Annotated in this window: 18 protein-coding genes and 3 pseudogenes; all 21 read right to left on the bottom strand. The window is 51.1% G+C overall.

What is annotated here, in order from left to right:
- Nucleotides 1-259, bottom strand: a pseudogene (locus tag J3353_RS14120) (hypothetical protein); the annotation flags it as partial.
- Nucleotides 260-267: 8 nt separating this feature from the next.
- Nucleotides 268-1155 (bottom strand): LPD16 domain-containing protein, encoded by an 888-nt coding sequence (locus J3353_RS14115; RefSeq protein WP_207685090.1) that lies wholly within the window; start codon nucleotides 1153-1155, stop codon nucleotides 268-270.
- Nucleotides 1155-3188 (bottom strand): type IA DNA topoisomerase, encoded by a 2034-nt coding sequence (locus J3353_RS14110; protein ID WP_242700982.1) that lies wholly within the window; start codon nucleotides 3186-3188, stop codon nucleotides 1155-1157. The genes J3353_RS14115 and J3353_RS14110 overlap by 1 nt, the downstream gene beginning before the upstream one ends.
- 100 nt (nucleotides 3189-3288) lie before the next feature.
- Complete coding sequence (locus J3353_RS14105; RefSeq protein ID WP_207685089.1) at nucleotides 3289-4023, bottom strand: DUF4366 domain-containing protein; 735 nt, start codon at nucleotides 4021-4023, stop codon at nucleotides 3289-3291.
- Nucleotides 4007-4279, bottom strand: a complete 273-nt coding sequence (locus tag J3353_RS14100) for a DUF4315 family protein (protein WP_015565182.1) — start codon at nucleotides 4277-4279, stop codon at nucleotides 4007-4009. Before J3353_RS14100 ends, J3353_RS14105 begins: the two co-directional genes overlap by 17 nt.
- 12 nt (nucleotides 4280-4291) lie before the next feature.
- Nucleotides 4292-6034 carry a C40 family peptidase gene (locus tag J3353_RS14095; RefSeq protein ID WP_015565183.1) on the bottom strand — a complete coding sequence of 581 codons (1743 nt, stop codon included), beginning with the start codon at nucleotides 6032-6034 and terminating at the stop codon, nucleotides 4292-4294.
- A complete protein-coding gene (locus tag J3353_RS14090) occupies nucleotides 6027-8423 on the bottom strand; it encodes a VirB4-like conjugal transfer ATPase, CD1110 family (RefSeq protein WP_207685088.1) in 2397 nt (798 codons plus the stop codon). Before J3353_RS14090 ends, J3353_RS14095 begins: the two co-directional genes overlap by 8 nt.
- On the bottom strand, nucleotides 8395-8760 hold the full coding sequence (locus tag J3353_RS14085; RefSeq protein WP_097800166.1) for a PrgI family protein: 366 nt from the start codon (nucleotides 8758-8760) through the stop codon (nucleotides 8395-8397). The genes J3353_RS14090 and J3353_RS14085 overlap by 29 nt, the downstream gene beginning before the upstream one ends.
- A 13-nt stretch (nucleotides 8761-8773) precedes the next feature.
- A complete protein-coding gene (locus J3353_RS14080) occupies nucleotides 8774-9640 on the bottom strand; it encodes a VirB6/TrbL-like conjugal transfer protein, CD1112 family (protein WP_154256787.1) in 867 nt (288 codons plus the stop codon).
- A gap of 266 nt (nucleotides 9641-9906) precedes the next feature.
- Nucleotides 9907-10380 (bottom strand): hypothetical protein, encoded by a 474-nt coding sequence (locus tag J3353_RS14075; protein ID WP_154256789.1) that lies wholly within the window; start codon nucleotides 10378-10380, stop codon nucleotides 9907-9909.
- Nucleotides 10381-10412: 32 nt separating this feature from the next.
- Complete coding sequence (locus J3353_RS14070) at nucleotides 10413-10856, bottom strand: hypothetical protein (RefSeq protein ID WP_154256791.1); 444 nt, start codon at nucleotides 10854-10856, stop codon at nucleotides 10413-10415.
- A complete protein-coding gene (locus tag J3353_RS14065; RefSeq protein ID WP_154256793.1) occupies nucleotides 10834-11316 on the bottom strand; it encodes a DUF3990 domain-containing protein in 483 nt (160 codons plus the stop codon). The genes J3353_RS14070 and J3353_RS14065 overlap by 23 nt, the downstream gene beginning before the upstream one ends.
- Before the next feature lie 85 nt (nucleotides 11317-11401).
- Nucleotides 11402-11617, bottom strand: a complete 216-nt coding sequence (locus tag J3353_RS14060) for a Maff2 family mobile element protein (RefSeq protein WP_055186938.1) — start codon at nucleotides 11615-11617, stop codon at nucleotides 11402-11404.
- Between the two features lie 140 nt (nucleotides 11618-11757).
- Nucleotides 11758-13236, bottom strand: a pseudogene (locus tag J3353_RS14055) (VirD4-like conjugal transfer protein, CD1115 family); the annotation flags it as partial.
- 137 nt (nucleotides 13237-13373) lie between these two features.
- Nucleotides 13374-15257 (bottom strand): AAA family ATPase, encoded by a 1884-nt coding sequence (locus tag J3353_RS14050; protein ID WP_071143481.1) that lies wholly within the window; start codon nucleotides 15255-15257, stop codon nucleotides 13374-13376.
- Nucleotides 15254-16768 (bottom strand): MobQ family relaxase, encoded by a 1515-nt coding sequence (mobQ, locus tag J3353_RS14045; protein WP_071143644.1) that lies wholly within the window; start codon nucleotides 16766-16768, stop codon nucleotides 15254-15256. Before mobQ ends, J3353_RS14050 begins: the two co-directional genes overlap by 4 nt.
- Before the next feature lie 214 nt (nucleotides 16769-16982).
- Nucleotides 16983-17318, bottom strand: coding sequence for a DUF3847 domain-containing protein (locus J3353_RS14040; protein ID WP_071143482.1), 336 nt, complete (start codon nucleotides 17316-17318; stop codon nucleotides 16983-16985).
- Between the two features lie 102 nt (nucleotides 17319-17420).
- Nucleotides 17421-17795: a hypothetical protein gene (locus J3353_RS14035; protein WP_072851246.1), complete on the bottom strand. Its 375-nt coding sequence runs from the start codon at nucleotides 17793-17795 to the stop codon at nucleotides 17421-17423.
- Nucleotides 17796-17813: 18 nt separating this feature from the next.
- On the bottom strand, nucleotides 17814-18437 hold the full coding sequence (locus J3353_RS14030) for a hypothetical protein (protein ID WP_097783055.1): 624 nt from the start codon (nucleotides 18435-18437) through the stop codon (nucleotides 17814-17816).
- Between the two features lie 219 nt (nucleotides 18438-18656).
- Nucleotides 18657-18835, bottom strand: a pseudogene (locus tag J3353_RS14020) (rRNA adenine methyltransferase); the annotation flags it as partial.
- The coding region (erm, locus tag J3353_RS14015; protein WP_118554331.1) for a 23S ribosomal RNA methyltransferase Erm at nucleotides 18780-19403 on the bottom strand (624 nt) is incomplete at its 5' end. The gene erm and the pseudogene J3353_RS14020, both read right to left, overlap by 56 nt.

Raw genomic sequence — 19403 nt, 5'->3', positions numbered from 1 at the left:
GTTCTTCCAAAACCTCGTTGTTCGGCACATCCTGCCACATGGCGGGCAGATCAGCGTAGTAGGTGACCTCGTAATGCTCCGGGTCGGGCGTTTTGCCTCGACGATTCAACTCCCGCATAGAAGCAAATCTTTCATCGAGGATTTTTTCGTCATGCCGCAGTTGCATCACCATATAAACATCGCATCCTGCGTTCAGAAATTTCTGCGGGATGTCCGGCATGAGTTCGCCGTCAAAATTCTGGTTCCATTTTTGCTGCATTGTCCACCTCACAGTTCTGGCGCAGACCGTGCAGAGGATTTTGGCGCAGACGTATCACTTGCCAGTTCTGCCAGCTTTTCCAGTGTGGAAGGGCGGTGGTCTGCGCTCAGTTCCTCAGCTTCCGCAACTTTATCCATGACGGCATCGTAGTCCTGCAACAGGCGCCGCCCCTTTTCCAAGTGGTGCGCTTCCAGAATCTGCTCACGAGCTTCCTGAATGGTCAGCTCCGGGGCATCCAGCTGCCCACCGTCCATTACGGAATAATCACTGTGGTAAATAGTGTAGTCCCAGCCGTCCTCACAGGACTGGATAGCAAGATAGCCCTTGCCGCCCAGTTCCCATGCAGCCTGCTCGTCCTGTGTCTGAATTTCGGGGTAGAAGTTTGCATGGTTTCGTTCCATGACCTCGGCAAACTGGCAGATGTGGAACACATTGCCCAGACCGCCCATGTCAAAGTGGTAATCATCCAGATGTTTCACCCGTGCTGTAAAACTGCGCCCATCCGGGTAATCCACCTGAATCACGCCGCCATCTGGAATACGATAGAGGTCGTCGTAGTGGCTGTTGATGAGACGAATATCCTTCGGCAGCGTTTCCGGCTCCCAGATGCGCCGTCTGCCGATGCCCGCCTGTGGGATGTTTTCGAGGATCTTTACGCTTTCCTGTTGGATGATCTTGCGGTCATCGTCCGAAAGCTCAAACAGATACCAGTTCCGGGCAGCAGGAATGGCGTTCCGTCCATCCGGCGGCAGATTCTTTTCCGAGATCTGCCCACTTTCCAGCGGCTCGCCAGTTACCTTGTTATAGGTGGCAAAGCCGACCCCTGCACCGTTTTCCCGGAGATGCAGATAGCGTTCATCATTGATAAGGTAGACCGCTTCTTTTATCTGCTCCATCAGCACCCACCCTCAAATTCCAGCGAAAACTTGCTGCGGCCATCGGCTTCACAGGACAGCAGCACGGTGGCGTTGTAGGTCTTGCCCTTGGCACTCTTGCAGTCCTTCAGACGGACACGCCCATCCCGCAGCAGCTTGTCCGCCACATGAGCGTCCAGCCGCTTGCCCAGACGCTTGAAGAACGCATTGTCCTTCCACAGCACGAAACGGCACTCCCGGTTCTCGCAGAACCAGCCCTTTTCACGCTCCACGACAGGCTTCCCACAGTTCGGACAGACACCAATAATCTTGCTTTTCATAAGTGCATTCGCTCCTTTTTTCATTTCCGTCTTCTTTACCAGTTCGGTAACCATCGTATTGATCTCAGTCATAAATTCACTCGGCTCCATTTCGCCACGTTCGATTTGCAGCAGTTTTGTTTCCCAATCGGCGGTCATTTCCGGGGATTGGATTTCTTCGGGCATCACCGTAATAAGGGCTTTGCCCTTGTCGGTAGGCAGCAGTACCTTGGTTTTCTTGGTGCCCTTGCGCTCCAGAAAACCCTTCTGCACCAGTTTTTCGATGGTGGCGGCTCTCGTTGCCGGGGTGCCGATGCCCTGACGCTCCACGCCCTCCGGCATACTGTCCGCACTGGCGGTTTCCATCGAGTGTAACAGTAAATCTTCCGTAAAATGCTTCGGTGCAGAGGTCTGACCCTCTTTCAGTTCGGCACCGGCAATGCTGCATTGGCTCTGCTCCTGCACATCCGGCAGAACAGCCGCCTCTTTCTGCTTGCCCAACAGTTCGCCCAGCATTTTTTGCTCCATGGCTTTCCATCCCTCGGACAACATCACCTTGCCTTTTGCAGAGAATTCCTCTCCAGCGCAAATGGTGGTGAGCGTGGTTTCTGCATAGCGGTGCGGCTCGCCTACGGCGCAGAGCAGTCGAGCGGCAATCAGCCGCAGAACATTCCGCTCCCCGGCAGGGAGTGCGGCAAGGTCTGCGTTTGCCATGCTTTTCGTGGGCAGCAGCGCATGGTGGTCGGTGACCTTGCTGCCGTTGATGACTTGCTGCACATGGATGGGAACCGGTTCCTCCACGGCAAACGCCTTGCCCGTGTCCGTCACCAGCCCCGGCAGGGATGCCGCCATATCATCGGTCAGGAAACGACTGTCCGTTCGGGGATAGGTGATGAGCCGTTTTTCGTAAAGACTTTGGGCATAGTCCAAGGTCTGCTGCGCCGTAAATCCCAGTAGGCGGTTGGCATCCCGCTGAAGGGTGGTCAGGTCGTACAGCGCCGGCGGGCTTTCGGACTTTTCCTTGCGTTCCATCTTCTGCACCGTGACACGCCCCTCCTTTCGACATTTAGAAAGCAACAGCTCGGCATCCGCTTTCTGTGCAAACCGTTTGCTGGATGCTGTGCAGCCGCTGGTCAGTTCCAGATCTACCGTGTAGAATTTCTCCGGCACAAAGGCGGCGATGGCGGCTTCCCGCACCACCGTCATGGCAAGCACCGGGGTCATAACACGCCCCACCGCCAGCGGTTGGCCGTACAGGCACGAAAAAAGCCGGGACGCATTGATGCCGACCAGCCAGTCGGCACGTTCCCGGCAGAGTGCTGCGTTGTACAGCGCATCGTATTCAGTTGACGGTTTGAGATGGGCGACCCCCTCTCGGATGGCGTTTTCCTCCATACTGGAAAGCCAGAGCCGCGAAAAGGGCTTTTTGCACTGCGCCTGTTGGTAGACCAACCGGAAAATCAGTTCTCCTTCGCGTCCTGCGTCGCAACTGTTCACGATGCTGTCCACATCCGGGCGGTGCATGAGCTTTTGCAGGATGCCAAACTGTTTTTGGGTAGACGCAGACACCAGATACTGCCACCTTTCCGGCAGGATGGGCAAATCTGCAATGCTCCACTTGACGTATTTGGCATCGTAAACATTGGGCGGGGCCAACTCTACCAGATGACCGATACACCAACAGACGAGATAGCCGTTGCCCTCAAGATAGCCGTCCTGACGGCTGGTGGCACCGAGGACTTTAGCGTAAGCCATGGCAACGGACGGTTTTTCTGCTACGATCAATTTTGCGATAAATATCCCTCCATTCTGTTTCGGATTGCAATATGTAAGGCGGCAGACCGCCGCCTTAAAATCAGATAGGTTCGGTATCTTCTTCGCCTGTCTCCTCCGGCTCGTCCTCGGTGGGAATCTCAAAATCGCCCTTGTCCTCGGTATAACCTGCATCGGGGTCGAGGGCTTCTTTTTCTGCATGTTTCTTGTTTTTCTGCTGGACATAGAAATAGAAGCCGCCGCCTGCCGCCAGTGCGATCAGCACGACCACGCCCAGAAAGCCGGACGCGATCTTTGTGACCTTGTTTTCCTTGGGCTGTTCCGTGCCGGATGCCGCCGCTTCTTCTGCGGCTTTCTTGGCTTCTTCCTCAGCTTTCAGCCTGTCCTGCTCTGCCTGCGCCGCCGCTTCTTTTTCAGCAGTGTAGACATCGGCATCTTCTTCCTCCATCAGTGCCAGCAGGTCGGCCTCGTCCACCAGATTCATAAAGTGGACTGTCTGCGCCCCTTTGCTGTTCCTATCAATGACCAGATAGAACGTATTGCCCGACTTGCTGACCAACGTGATAAACTGCTGTCCGCTGCCATCGGAATAGTCGGTGTGGTAATCGTCCACCAGCGTCAGGTTGCCCTCCGGGGTCAGAGCACCGGATTCCTCGTCGGTCACGGTAACGGCATCCGACTCATCAGGAGTGGCAGTCAGGACAGGCTGCTCCACTTCCTCCACAGGCTCACCGCCATAGGCAAAAGCAGGAGCTGCCATGCCAGCGCACAGTGCCACCGACAGCACCAGCGCACAAACCTTATTCATCATCTTCATTATCGGGGTCCTCCTTATCAATGGTAGCACCGACTGCGGACAGCGCAGCCGGGTTCGGGGTAGTGTTTGTAGACTGCCGCAGCAGCGCAGCCAGCTGTTCCGGCGTGACCTTTGCCGTCCGAACCATCTCGTTCACTTCGGCGGCTTCCGCTTCCTGAATCCGCCGCTCAAGGCTTTCGATGCGGTTGTTGATCTTGATGCGCCGCTCCTTCTCTTTTTCCAGAGAAGCACGCAGCTTATCGAGTTTTTCGCTCATACTTTCCTCCAATCATTTTGAGAGCCGCCCAAAACCGGACAGATATTTCTGCCAGTAGGACGAATGAATATCGGCATACTTTATGGGGTCGCCAGCGGACACCATCATGCCGTTGCCGAGGTAGATTCCCACATGACTTTTCCCCGGCGTATCATACGTTCCTTCAAAGAAAACAAGATCACCGGGTTTTGCTTCGGCTTCGGAAATGTGCTGGCTCTTATTCCACAGGCCATTGGCGGTGGTGCGCCCCACATTGTAACCGTTCTGGTTGTAGACCCAACAGACATAGCCGCTGCAATCGAACCCGGTTTCCGGGGTAGAGCCGCCCCAGACGTAAGGCGTGCCCACATACTTTTGGGCTTCCTTGTAGATGGCGGCGAACTCCTCATCAGTCAGGGCTTCTGCAGGAACGGTATAGTCGATTCCGGGTGTGCCAGAGCCATCGGAACCGCCAGCAGGCAGACCACCTTTGAACAGGTACGGTCTGCCACCTTTGGTATCTTGAAAAATCTCATACCGCTTCCACTGATCTTCCGTCAACTCTTCCCGGATAACAACTTCCAGCCCTCGATTCTCTAATTTGGTGTGGAAGATCTTATACTGGTAAGGCACCTGTGTGGTGTAGGGTATACCTGTAAAAATATCAATCATCACTACCGTGCGGTACCGGGTCTGGACTTCCACCCATGTGGTCAGCTTGTACTGCTTTTTGAAGGTCTCCTTCAACTTGCCCTGCACCTCGCTGCGGGTGTAGTCATCGTACAAAGTGGTCAGGAACGAAGTGAGCTGCCACGGGTCATGAGTAATCTCATCCAGATGATATTGATACTCGTCATATCCGGGATGGTCGGTGGGAGTGCGCTTGATCTTTTTATCAAGATCTTTCTCTAACTTTTTGTAGTCCGTTTCTGCACCTTTAATGTCCCGGTCTTCGGCGGTATAGATGGTCTGGCCGCTGACCTGCGTGGTACCACTGAACAGGATGGAACAGGACGAAAATGCCGACATGACCAGTAGCAGGAGTAAAAGAAAAACGCCCACGATCACCAGAACGTGTGCGTTGCTCTTTGCAAAATTGGCAATCCCGTTGACTGCGGTACTGACCACCGATCTTCCTTTGTCGATGATCTGCTCCATACCGGACTTTGCAGCGGTGGTGCCATTGGATACCGTTTTACCGCCTGCGGTCTGTGCCGCTGTACCCGAATGGGCGGCGGCATAGTAGCTTTGCCGGATGTCCTGCTTCTGCCGCCACCGGGAAAGCCAGTTGGAACTGCCCTCGCCGGTGCCGGATGCGCCTGCATCTTGTGCTGCAGTCGGCTTCTGCGGGGAAGATTTTGCGGTTTTGGCCCCCTTCTTGCCCTGCATTTTGGCTTTCTTTTTCAGCTTCCGGGCATAGATGCTCTTGGAAATATCCCGGACATTTCCTGCTGCCTTTTCGCCCTCGCTTAAAGCCTGCGTGCCCACATTATCGTCCTCGTACTGGTCAACCTCCCGATGCACCGCAGATTGGGCGGCAGCAGCGGCATACATGGCACGTTTCTGCTGTTTGGTCATGCGGGATGCTTCATCGGGGGTGATTTCGGCCTTGCCGAAACGCAGGTGCTGGGATTTTTCCACTGCTTTGTCTGCATCCAGTTTCAGCTTTTTCTTTTTGGGCACCGACTGCTCCACCTTGGATTTTTTCGGCGGGGAGCGCGTGGCCGTGCGCTCCTTATCCTCCTCAAATTTCAGCTTCGGCTGATTCTCACTCATGCTTTTCCGCCCCCGTTACCTCGGACAATTTGGTGGTCATGATCTTATACAGTTCCAGATCATGCGGGAAGTGGTCAACAAAGGGCAGAATTGTGTTGCCGTAGAACAGCAGACCTTCACCGGAACCGCTGTGCGTAACGTAGGACAACTGGTGGGGCGAGATGTTCAGCTGCTTGGCAAGAATCTGTCGGTCACCATTGGCCTGATTCAGCATGATAATCATATCCGAATTTTCAAAAATGTTCGACACTTCGGGGCTGGACAGCAAATCTTTGCAATTCTGGGTCAGGCCGGTGGGGATGCCGCCCCATTTGCGGAAACGCTTCCAGATCTCCACGGAATACGCCGCAGTCTGTTCCTCTTTCAGCAAGAGGTGAAACTCATCGACAAAATACCGGGTGGATTTTCCGGCTTCACGGTTGGCGGTCACGCGCCCCCACACGGCATCCTGCACGATGAGCATCCCCAGCTTTTTGAGCTGCTTGCCAAGCTGTTTGATGTCAAAACAGACGATACGGTTGTGGATATCCACGTTGGTGTGGTGGTTGAAAATGTTCAAACTGCCCTTGACGTAGATTTCCAGCGCAGCCGCCACATGGCGGGCTTCCGGTTCATCCTGCGTCAGCAGTGCGTTGTACAGATCTTCCAGCAAGGGCATATTTTCCGGGAGGGGATTCTCGAAATACTTGCGGTAGATCACATGGACGCAGCGGTCAATGACCGTCTTTTCCACCGGCTGCAAGCCCTCTTTGCCGCCGACCACCAGTTCGCACAGGGACAGCACAAAGTCAGCTTTCAAAGCCAGAGGGTTATCCTCTTCCGAGTAGTTGCTGTTGATGTCCATGGGGTTGATATACTGGGTACTGGCAGGGCTGATGTGGATGACCTGCCCATGCAGACGCTCCACCAGCGGAGCGTACTCCGCTTCCGGGTCGCAGATGATAATATCATCATCTGTCACCAGAAACGCATTGCAGATCTCACGCTTTGCGCTGAAGGACTTGCCAGAACCGGGAGTGCCGAGGATAAGCCCATTGGGATTTTTCAGCTTCTTGCGGTCAACCATGATAAGGTTATTGGACAAGGCATTCAAGCCGTAGTACAGCGATTCTTTTCCGCTCTGGTACAATTCCTGCGTGGTAAAGGGGATGAAGATGGCAGTGCTGCTGGTGGTCAGTCCCCGCTGAATCTCGATCTGGCAATCCGCCAGCGGCAGGCTGCTCATCAAGCCCTGCTCCTGCTGGAAATCCAGCCGACAGAGATTGCAGTTGTGCTTCTGGGCGATGCTGGATGCCTGAAAAACATTGTTTTCCAGTTCCTGTTCAGTCCTGCCGGTGTTCAGAACCAGAAAGGTGACGAGGAACATCCGCTCGTTCTGGCTCTGCAATTCTTTCAGCAGGGCTTTTGCATCTCTGCCATAGGTTGCCAAATCCGACGGAATGATGTCGATATCATATCCGGCGCGGATGGCTTTCTTCTGCTCCTCGATCTTTGATCTATCAAGTTCCGTGATGGTGCGCTTGACCGTTTTGATGGCACGGTTCTGGTCAACGGACTGGATGTGCATGGTGACGATCTGGCTGGAATCCATGTCCAGAAAATCCTTCAAAAGCTGGTCGCTGATGTCGGAAGCCGTGATGCTCAGAAAGCTGGCGGCGCAATAGATGCCGCCCATCTGGAACGTCCGGGAGTTTTTGAAGGCAAAGGCGGTGGGCGCAATGGCATCCTTTACCGAAAGGCCGCTTTTCACAAGGTCTTTCCAGTCAAAATGAAATTTGCTGGCACCGTCCATGTTGAACATATCGTGCATAAGTTTCAGCCGCTGGACACCATTCAGGGGCTTTGCCTGCACACCCAGCCGATGGAAATTGTTCAGCAGGTCATTCTGAATGTGGTCGAGCCGGGGCTTGACCTGCGCCATGCTTTCGCCCTCCACACCGAAGGTGATGAACTTGGTCTTGGTCAGACCATTATTGCCCTTGGCAAGCTGCTGGCGCAGCATCTGGGAATACTCCGCACGAACATCGTCAAAGCCGTCCTTCTGGAACGGAATGCGGATGCTCTTTTCAAACTCGGTGCTGTCAGTCGCCATATTCACAAAGGACAGCTCAAATTTGATGGAGCTATCGAAGAAATTCAGAAAACTGCACCATTCTTCAAAAATGGCGGTCTTGTCCTCCTGCTGGGCGAGCTGATAATTGATGTCCTGATACTGGATGGTACGGGTGTAGTAGTTGGGCTTCACCCGACAGGTACCATCCTCAAACATTCGCTGCATGGGGATGGACTGCTGGGCGGTCCGGGGCACAGCAGGCTTTGCGTTCTGCCTGCGCTTCTGCGCAGACTGCGGCTTACTGTGCTTATCGGTCTTTTTCCAAAACGGGATCATGGGTCATGCCTCCCTTCATCAAAATCGCATAGTAGTTGTTGGTCTTATAGGGGCGAATCTTCGGGCGGAGAAACCGGGACTGCACATAGTACGACAGCAGCTTTTCCAAAGGCTGGCCGTTCTTTTCGTACATCCCAAGGAAGAACGCCGGCAGCATCACGGCCATCATGCCGAGGGTGGCGGCAGTGTTGCCGCCGGAATCCCGGAGAACAAAAAACAGCGGCACTCCAATGAGAGCCGCTGTGCCGAAACAAAGCAGTTGCCGCTTCGTCAGGTTGAATGCGACCTTCGATTTTACTTTCGTCAGGTCACGGGGAACTGAAATATACGCAGCCAATCAAACACCTCCTTTAGTGCGCTCCGAGGACGGATTTCGTCACCGAGCTGGTCTTGAACAGGCTGAAACAAAGCAGAACGGTATAGCCCACAATGCTCCAAATGGAGTTGATGGCATCCCCGGAAATCGCCACGCTCTGGATCAGCACTGCGTAAATGGCAACACAAATCAAAATCAAGAAGCCCTGAAAGCCCAGTGCAAACAGGCATTTCAGGTAGTTCTGCCCCATGTGCGATTGCTCGTGGTTGCCGAAGGTTGCCATGGGGATGGGCGCAAGGCTCACCATGCAATATATCTCAATCATTCTTCCGTAGACGATGACGAAAATCACGATGCTCAATATCCGCATGGTGATGCCGATGAAAAAGGATTGCAGGAAAAGCCCGAACAGGGGACCAACGTCCATCTGCATCAGGCTGGATTGCAGCATAGACAAACCAATGTCGTTGACACGGGTATTTCCGGCAATGATGCCGCTGGAATCGGACACTACCTTCTGGGTGATGTCGAACACCGCCATCACAATATCGAAGGTGTTGCTGATGAGCCACACCGAAACAGCGGTCTTAAAAATCCAGCGCATGATGAGGGCAGGCTCAAACTGCGCCATATTGTTGTGCTGGGTGATCATTTCAATCAACTCATAGCAGGCGATGAAGGTCAGGATGATGCCTGCAATGGGCAGCACCACGTTCCGGGAAAGGGCTTCAATCATGGCGAACACTCTCGGCTCAAAGCTGGAGGGCTTGGTGCCCACCTGCTGTGCGATGTTGCCAACCTGTGCGTTTACATCGTCGAACAGGCCAGACAAGTTTGACATAATGCCTGCCGTCAGGATGCCTTTGATCCAGTCGGCAATGGCCTTGAGAACGGTTTCCATTCAGCAGTCACCGTCCTTAGCTGAAGTGGTTGATAAGGGTCTTGAGGAGATTCAGGAGAAAAATAATGTGGGTCAAAAACTGCATAAGACACCGCCTTTCATTGATGGGTGGATAAAAAACACGGCTTGGAGTACGGACATTCAATAAAACTGCAAGCTGCAGAGGGCTCCTTTGTTGCTCAAGCCGCCGTATGGAATAATCGACTCAGAAGCCGATGAAAACAAAAATGCCGACTGCTTTTGGCAATCGGCAATGGCAATAATATTTATACAAGTTCTTCCCAAGGCTCTAGTCCCATTTCTTCCCATGTGACACCATAAGGGGCACCGCCAGAAGTATAACCAGCAATAAAGAAGAAATCATCATTCTGTTCCACGAGTGGCTCGAACACCTGTTTCTTTTTCTTCTTTCTGTGGGGCTTTGTCATTTTTACAGCAGGACGATTCAGTTTTTCCTGTCTGCGTTCCTCACGATGAAGCAGATGTTCCGGCAATCCTTTTTCTGCGAGACGCTGTTCAATAGCGGAATGCTTTTTATTATATACGGCATAGAACTCATCGAAGGAAACATGGTATGGAATGTGCGAAAAAATTTGACGAGCAAGCAACTCATGTTCATCCGGGGTATCAGGAAACCGTTGATTATCGGAAAAGAACTGATGAAGTTCTTTATACATCCGCTCTACAACTTTAGCCTTCTGTTTCTGCTTGAGTTGTTTGTAAGGCTTGTAATCATTCATTCACTATGCTCCTAGCGGTAAGAAAGTGGAAATCAAGCAAGCATCTTGCCCTCCAGATAGGAGCAGCGGAGATAATCAGGATTGGTGTAGTATACGTTGGAATTGAAATCGGAGATCTCATCCGTGATAAACGACGAAAAAACATCCAGAATTGCCTGTGCTGCATCATCATCCTTCATGGTGGACAGCACCAGCCCCTGGTACAGCATTCCGATGGAGGTTGCAGAAGGAACCGTATAGCGGCACTCTGCGGCGGTATCAAAATCCCCATCCGGGATGTTGAGATCTTCAATCAGTTCATCTGAAACCTGCTCAAAGGACAGGCAATGGTTTACTTCTGCCAGCCGGAGCTGCCGTTCGATGTCGGCTTTTGTGAAGTGACGAATCACATCCTGCCGATGATTTTTGGTCTTGCGGGCAATGGTCTCGATCAGGCTGCAAACATAGAGAACATCATTTTTCTGCTTTTCGGTCATGGATGGGTTCACTCCTCTCAAAGGTCAGGCAGTGCAAAGCGTTTACGGTATGAAAGCTGATCTGGTGTGTTGGATGCTTGAACTTCGCCAATGCCCAAAATGCTTCACGGCTGATTTGCCCGGACGTAAATCCGTTGACGTAATCCCAAATGGTGTCGTCTGCCATGGGTCCCTCAACAATATCGTAGGGATGGGTTTCACCTGCACGACATTTTGCAATAAAATCCAGCCATTCGTCCGACATTTCAGGGAAACGCAGGATCTTCAGGTCGGGATTTTCTACATAGCGATAGATGTTCACAAGGCCATCGGCAGAACGGCGGTCTGCCCAGCGGTAGGCTTGCTGATAGTTGTTCGTGCAGTAGAATCCCCAAGAAAAGTCCTTTGTATACCGTGTGATGCGGATTTCGGGATAGACAACTTCTTCTTTACTGCCATGATACAATAAAATCTCGCTCATCTGCTTCACCTTCTGTATGTGAGATAGTTACTATGGCTTTCCCTATTTATAGTATGTACCGGGCGGCAATCGCCGCCCGCTGTTCTTAACCGAACAGACCGCTCAGCAGGGGAATCAGGGTAATGCCGACCAGAGCAACGCCGCCGCCAGCCATGAGCTGCTTCATGCCCTGACTCTTGCTGCCGGGGTTATCGTTACCATAACCTTCCAGCAGGTTGATGGCACCCCAAACACCGAGACCGGCACCCAGAGCGACAACCAGAGTCTGAAGAACTTCGATCGCAGAGTTGAAGAATTCCATAGTCTTTTCTCCTTTATTATAAAGCGTTTCCGGTCATTTGTACACACCCGAAATCTTGTGGTTTTACGCTGCATAACCGTAGCAAGGCTGATTTTCTGGTGCACCTTTCTGACCGGGGTAAAATAAAACCGCCTACCGGGTCAGGCAGGCGGGAGCGAATCAGCGTCAATCACAACAAATTCATCATTGGGATTGATTTTTTCTTTTCGGTTCAGATACTTTTCAATATCGAAGGTGTTTTTGGGGTCGTAGTCCGAGGTCAACTTGTAGTTGGGGTGCTGGGTCAGGTCGTACTTGTCAGAAAGAAAGGGACGCACACCTCGCAGCTGCAAAATACACTTGCCGCCGTCCAGCACTGCCAGTTCGTCCCGGCTCAATAATTCATGCCCCATCTTCTGGAACGTAGTGCCGTAACTGGGGCTGTTGCCACGGGTGTCCGAGGTGTTGAATGCGTCGATGGTCTCCTTGCCCAGCATTTCCGACAGGTCTTTCAGGGTAGTAGGTTCCGAACCGCCCAGAAATATCTGGCTGTCCATGTTGCCCACAATGGTGTCTGCGTTGTCCTTGTAGATGGCTTTCAACTGGCTTCTCGCCTGCAAAACAAGGCAGGCGGAGATCTCACGGCTGCGGATGGTCGCCACCAGTTTTTCCAGATTGGGAATCTGCCCGATGTTGGCGCACTCGTCGATGAGACACCGCACATGGACAGGCAGCTTGCCGCCGTACACATCATCTGCTTTATCGCACAGCAGATTGAAAAGCTGGGTGTAGACCATCGAGATCAGGAAGTTGAAGGTGGAATCCGTGTCCGACATGATGAGGAACAACGCCGTTTTCTTATCGCCCAGCGTGTCCAGTTGCAGTTCATCGTACATAGTGAGGTCACGCAACTCTTGGATGTCGAAGGGGGCTAATCTGGCACCACAGGAAATAAGGATGGATTTTGCGGTCTTTCCGGCAGCCAGCTTGTAAAGTTTGTACTGCCGCCCGGCAAAGCTGTTGGGCTTCTTTTTTGCCAGTTCCTCAAACAGCAAGTCCACAGGGTTCTGGTATTCCTCGTCATCCTCCAGTACCTGCATGGTGTTGAGCATTTCCAGCAAAGTAGCGAAGTTTTGTTCCTCCACCGGGGCTTCATAATGCAGATACGCGATCAGGGCAGTGAGCAAAAGACGTTCGCTTTTCTCCCAAAATGGGTCCCCACCGGACCCTTCGCCTTTGGTGTTGGTCATCAGGGTTGTGACCAGTTTGAGAATGTCCTTTTCGCTGTGGACATAGGCGAAGGGGTTATAGTGCATGGACTTTTTGAAGTTGATGGTGTTCAGGATTTTCAGCTTGTAACCGTTTTTCAGAAGTGCGTTCCCGCACTCGACCACGATACTACCTTTCGGGTCAGTGACCACATAGGAACTATGACATTGTAAAAGGTTGGGTTTAAGCCAAAATCTCGTCTTGCCGCTGCCGGAGCCTCCCACCACCAGCACATTTTTGTTCCGGGCGTTTTTGGGGTCCGGTGGGCGGTTGGACATCATCAGCCGTTCCGTTTTGGTCAGGATGATGTTGTCTGCAAACTTGGGTGCCATGAACGGCTCAATATCCTTGGCGGTGCCCCATGAAGCGTTTTGTCAAGTGCTTTTCGCAATTTATTGACGCAAAACAGGATTTTTTCAAGAGAAAAGCCCCATGCGGTCAACATGGGGCGAGTTGATAAAGTGAAAGTGCGAAAGTGCAAGGTGCAAAGGCTCTGCGTTTTGCACTTTCATTTTGCAGTTTCGGGCGGCTGCTTCTTCTTGATGAAGTTGTACCATTGACTTCCAACGCGCCTTGCGCCCAATATGCCGCCCATGCTGCGCTTGGCATTTTGTACCGTTCTTTCGGATATTCCGGCTTCGGCTGCCGCCTTGACAATATCCTCGCTTGCCATTTCCTTACCGTCTGCAAGTAAATCGAGTATCAACCTTTCCGCTTGCTCGGTCTTGGTTTCGGTGTTGCCGCCTGTGCCGGACAGCAGTTCATCAGCGGTAATGTCATATTCGCCTATCCATGAAAAGCCGCTTTCCGCGCCCAACGAAAACGCCATAGGCTTACCCTCCGGTGCAAGGGAAGATTTGTCGTGAATGATAACGCGCACATTCGGCTCTCGTTTCACGCGCCCTATGAGCAGCACACTACGAGCGGCGGCTCGGAAGTCGATAGAGCCTAATCCCCGGTATGCGCTCTGACCTCCGGCAGCTTTGTTCAAGTGCCCGATAAGCACAACGGCACACCCGGTACGCTCTGCAACTTCGGCAAGGCGGCGAAAGATAGGGCGTATTTCGTTTGCCTTGTTCATATCCGTTTTTTCGCCTACATACGCCTGTATGGGGTCAAGGATTATAAGACGCGCCCCGGTCTGCCGGATTGCCCTTTCTATGCGTTCATCGGATAAGGACAATTCCTGTTTGCCCTCGTCAATGACAAGTACCCGGTCAAGGTCTGCGTCCGCTTCCATAAGGCGCGGCTTGACGGTATCGCCCAAACCGTCCTCTGCGGTCTGATAGATAACATTAAAAGGCTCATGCTCTGCCATAGCCGGAAAGGGCTTGCGGTTGGTACAGGCGGCGCAAAGGCGCAGGGCAAGGGTGGTTTTTCCCTCGCCGGGGTTGCCCTGTACGATTGTTACCTTTCCAAAAGGGATATACGGCTCCCATAGCCATTCAACGGTCTGTGTGTCAACCTCGCTCATGCGGATAATTTCAACGGTTTCTTCCTGTTGCGGCTCACGCAAGCCATAGACAGCTTCGCGCAGATATTTTCCGTCTGTAATTTCCTCTTTACGCTGTAAAACCTCGTTCCAGTCTTTGAACAACGGTACAAGGCGATTGACGGTGTAGCCTTGGGGGATAATGCTGTTAAGGCGGCTGCAAGCGTCTGTCCCGGCTTTGTCGCTGTCAAGGCAGAGATAGACGGTCTTGATATTCGGACGGTCAGAGAGAAAACGCAGCAGGGCTTTTTCACTCACGCCGCCCAATGACAGATAGCTTTGTTTCTGCCATTCCTTTTTGAACAGGCAGAGGAAAGATAACAGGTCAATGGGGGCTTCAAAGACAAAAAGCCTTTCGCCCTCGCCCCGGTAGCAGAAGTTAAAAGTCTTGTCGCTGCCTTTCACATCAAGCCGGAAGCTGCCCACCGTTCCCCGTTGGTGGGCATATCTCGGTATGCCGCTTTCATCTCTGCCGACAAATACGGCGTTATGGTGGGCGGCTTCCTCGTAGAGATCTCCGCAGGAAAAGAAAAAGCCCGACACATCTTCATCAATGCGCCGGGCGGCTGTAAGGTAGTTCCTCGCTGTTTGGTTGTCGGGGCTTTTGGGTGGTAGTCTGAATTGCAGATAGACGGGTGGGGGTGCTTCGCCCCGTTCGCCTATCAGCATTTCAACGGCTTCAAGAAAACTTTTGCCGTAAAACTCCATGACAAAATCAATCGGACCGCCGCCTTTGCTCTGGCTGTGCCGATACCATCTGTTTTCTCTGACCGTCAAGCTGTCGTGCCGTTTCCAACGGTACTCCTGTCCGGCGCGTTCAAGCTGTTCGCCCTGGGCTTGCAGGAATGATACAAGGTCGGTCTGATTTGCCCGGTCAATCTGTTCTTTGGTGTAGGTCATAGGGAAATATCCTCCTTTTTGCGTCTTGGTGTTTGGTGTGTCTGTTCCTGTGTGCGCTGCTCGGCTTGCTCTACAATATCAATGCACTTTCGGATTTGCTGTAACTCCTTAACCTCGCTGCGCTTTGTTTTCAGTTCTTCATATTCGCCTGTGGATTGGGCTTTCAGTTCGTCAAATTCTTTCTGCCACTCGGACACCTTGAAAGACTTTGTACCCTCCGGCAGATTTGCGTGCAGGAAACGGTTGGCGGCGTTCCAGATAATGAGGTCGCTTTCGTGGGCTTGCTCAAATTTTTCTCTCTTTTTGCCCCATCCGTTTTTCAGCGTTTTCAGTTCATCGTGAATGGGCTTCAAGCGGTTGTAGTTGCTGCCATGCTCGATAAACTTTTCCAATGTCCTCATGCGCTTCTGCTTGGCAACAACGCTTGTATTCAGCCGCTTTGCTTCTTCATCAACAGAGGAAAGGGCAGCGTCCAAATCTTCAAGGGTAGCAATGCCCTTGCTTTGCAGATAGACAATCGCCTTGCTGATTTTTTGCAATTCCCCGGCAGTATGCTGTTGCTGCCAGCCCTGTGAATACTTCCGGCTTTTCTCTCGTTCAATGCTCAAATACCTTGTAAGCAGCGTGGCAATATCGGGAGAGTGCGGGGCAGCTTGCAGTTGCTTCTTAGCGGCGAAAACCTCCGCAAGCCATTCTTTCAAGCTGTCGATATAGCCCCGGATTTCCCGCATAAGTCGGTTGGTCTTTTGTATCATGCGGTTGATTTCTCCCTTGTCGGTGGCTATGCCTTTCTTCTCCATTTGGGAAGCTGCAACACCCATGTGGACGGTGGGGAGTTCCTCAATACCACGCTCTGCATGGCTGCGGTGGTCGATACGCTCCGCGCTGCCGCTTCGCTCTAAATAGTCGTTGGCAAGGTCAGCCCACGCCTTGCGCCATAGGTCGGCGTTCTCCTGCCTGTTCCAGTCCATAAGGTCAACCTTGCGCGTCTTGTATCTGCCGCTTGGCAGCTTTACGCGCTCCCCATTTTCGTCAAGGACATATTCCTTTTTTGACTTCGCCGCCCATGTGCCTTTTTCATCAAGGGGGCGCATAGTCAAAAGGATATGAGCGTGTGGGTTGCCGTTGCCTGTGTCGTGGATATTGAAGTCGGCGCACATTCCTTTGGAAACAAATTGAGAGGAACAGTATTCCCGGACAAGGCGGGTCTGTTCCTCTCTTGAAAGTTCAACAGGTAGGGCGATTTCGATTTCCCTCGCAAGCTGTGAGTTATTCGATTTTTCGATTTGCTCCACGCTGTTCCATAGAATAGAACGGTCAGAGAAAGAGGGTGGGGCATGGGGCGGCAGCATGATTTCAGAATGAACAACGCCGCCTTTTCTTGTATAGTCGTGGGTCAGTCCGTCCCACTCGTTTGTCAGCTTCTCTCCGGCGCGGTAGGCTGCTGCGGCTACGGCAGATTTGCCCTTTCCCCGGCTGACAATCTTAATGCTGCAATGGTAGATTGCGATAGTATCACCTCCCGATACGGTCAACAAAACCCCATGAAAGTGAATAGCTTGCAAAGCAAGGTGTTCGCTTTCGTGGGGTACACAAAAGGGTAGACAGCGCAAGCTGTCGCAGGGAAAGTGTAGGTTTCCCTGTCGCGGCGCAAGCCGCCAATCTCTGCACAAGGCAATAATGCCCGGTGCGGAGATAAAGCCCTCGGCAGAGCGCACACGCCCGTTAGGGTGTATAAGTGCGCCCTTGTGTGCAAGGGTAATTCTTCGGTGTCGCTTCTCCGGCTCGTTTTCTCAAAAACTCCTGCGCTTTGTCGCTGAAAACCGCGGTGTAGAGGAAGTCGCGGGCTTCCTGTTCTGACATATCAATGAGTGCCGGGACAAGGCTTTCAAGGTAGCCGCCCCGCGAACAAAGACGGTGGTTGCGCTCCTTGCGCTTCTCAATGGCAAGTTTGCGGTCAAGCATTTTGTTCCTGTTCTCATACTGCCGGATTTTCTTCTGTGTCAGTTCCATTTCGGCGTTACATTCCTCGATGGTGGTCGGTGGTTTTTTCTTCGACATGGTAGCCCTCCTTTTTGATTTTTAGTAAAAGAAAAGGGCGGCTACTTCGGTTTGGAAATAGTCGCCCTGTTGGGGAATTATGTTATTGTTATTTGAATAATATTATTCTGCCGCGTCTGTGTTACTTTTATCTGCTTTCTTCATTTTCAAGGAGCCCAAAATAAAGACAGCTCCGAAAATGAAACAAAGGACAGACCAGATAGCAAGGTCAGAGAAGCTACCGTAATTTACAATTCCCAGCAGTCCGCCCAACAGATAGAATACTCCGGCAACAATTCCGCCGCCTTTGCTCTTTCGGGTTGCTACTCCAACGATGCCTGCAATCAGCATACAGAAAGCAAGCAACATTCCTGATGTTCCGCTTACTTCGCCGTTATCTGCTAAAGCATTTCCTAATCCGGCAGCGCAAGATTGAAAAGCTACTAAAACAAATAAAACCATGCTGATAATTCCGATTACTAATTTTGCCGTTTTCATGTTGCACACCTCATCTCGTTACGGATTTAATGTAATTACCTCATTTGCAAAATCTTCGCCCATAAAATCATCAGCATCGTATGCTCTAAACAGGACTTCGATTTCTTCCACTTCGGTAATTCCGTTTTCCTCTAAAGTTGTATCAGACCATGCCATAGAACTAAATGCACATTTTCCGGCAGAAACAGAAGTTGCATAGAATGGGTCTGCCATAAAGCCGTTTACAGATGCGTCATCAACGCTGAACATTACCGTTTTGTCTGTCTTGTTCAGCAAGAACAGATTGGCAGTATAGCCCCATATCTCATCATCTTCATAGCCTGTTACGATAACAGTAACATAATCATTATCGATAATCACATTATCAGTAGCCTGTGCTTCTCTCACAAATGCAACAGCGTTTTCTTCTCCGTATGGATAGACATGGATTGTTTCCTTTCCAACAGGGTCAGCAGACCAATCATTGCTATCATACACCTTGAAAGTCAATTCAATATCTGTGTATTCAACAATACCATTTTCCTCAAGAGTATCGGTGCTAAAGTTGATTTCTTCGTTAGCCTTTTTGCCAGCAGCTACCTCGCTTGCAAACATTGGATCGCACTGAACACCATTGATGGAAGCACTCTCGACAGAGAACATATAGGTTTTCTCTGTGGACTTGTTTTCAAGCTGTGCTTTCAGAGTGTAGCCCCACATATTATCGGGGTCGATTTCGGTAATTTTTACCGCACACTCTGCGTTGTCAATGGCAACAACTTCCTCAAATACGATTTAATTTTCGGTGTTGTCGTTTTCGGTGCTTTCTTCATTTTGAGAAGAAGCGGGGGCATCGTCAGATGCGTCAGGTGTCGCTTCTCCGCCACAAGCTGCAAGAGATAGCACTAAAGCAAGCGAAAGAAGCAAGGTTACAAGTTTTTTCATTCCATTCCCTCCGTTATTAAAAAGTGTAACTTTCCAAATTTAAAAAAGCGACTCATAGAATTATTTCCTCCCGTTAAATAATAGATAACTATTAAAAATAGACAATACTTGCTCATAAGTAATGGTACTTAAATTGTTTACTTTGGCGTGTTTCATTGCTTGATGAAACTGATTTTTAGTAAACAGTTGACGATATTCTCGATTGACCCATTTTGAAACAAAGTACGTATATAGCTTCCAATATTTATCTGGAACATCTGTGGTATGGCGGGTAAGTTTTATTAAGACACTGTTTACTTTTGGTTTAGGATGAAAGCATTCCGCTGGCAGCTTAAGCAATTGCTGAATCGAGACTTGAGTGTGCAAGAGCAACCCTAGTGTTCGGTGAATATCCAAGGTACGCTTGTAGAATCCTTCTTCAACAATCAGATAGATGTCAGACGCACGGCTTTCAAAAACCACTTTTTTAATAATTTGTGTGCTTAAATGGTAAGGAATATTCCCAACAATTTTATACCTCTGTTTGTTAGGGAATTGAAACTGTAGAATATCTTGGTGAATTAAAGTGACACGAGTATTCAGTTTTAATTTTTCTGACGATAAGTTGAATAGATGACTGTCTAATTCAATAGACGTTACCTGTTTACTTATTTTAGCCAGTTTCGTCGTTAAATGCCCTTTACC

The sequence above is a fragment of the Faecalibacterium sp. Marseille-Q4137 genome (assembly GCF_017377535.1).
GTDB classification, from domain to species: Bacteria; Bacillota; Clostridia; order Oscillospirales; family Ruminococcaceae; genus Faecalibacterium; species Faecalibacterium duncaniae.
This window is presented reverse-complemented; position numbering and strand designations above follow the sequence as displayed.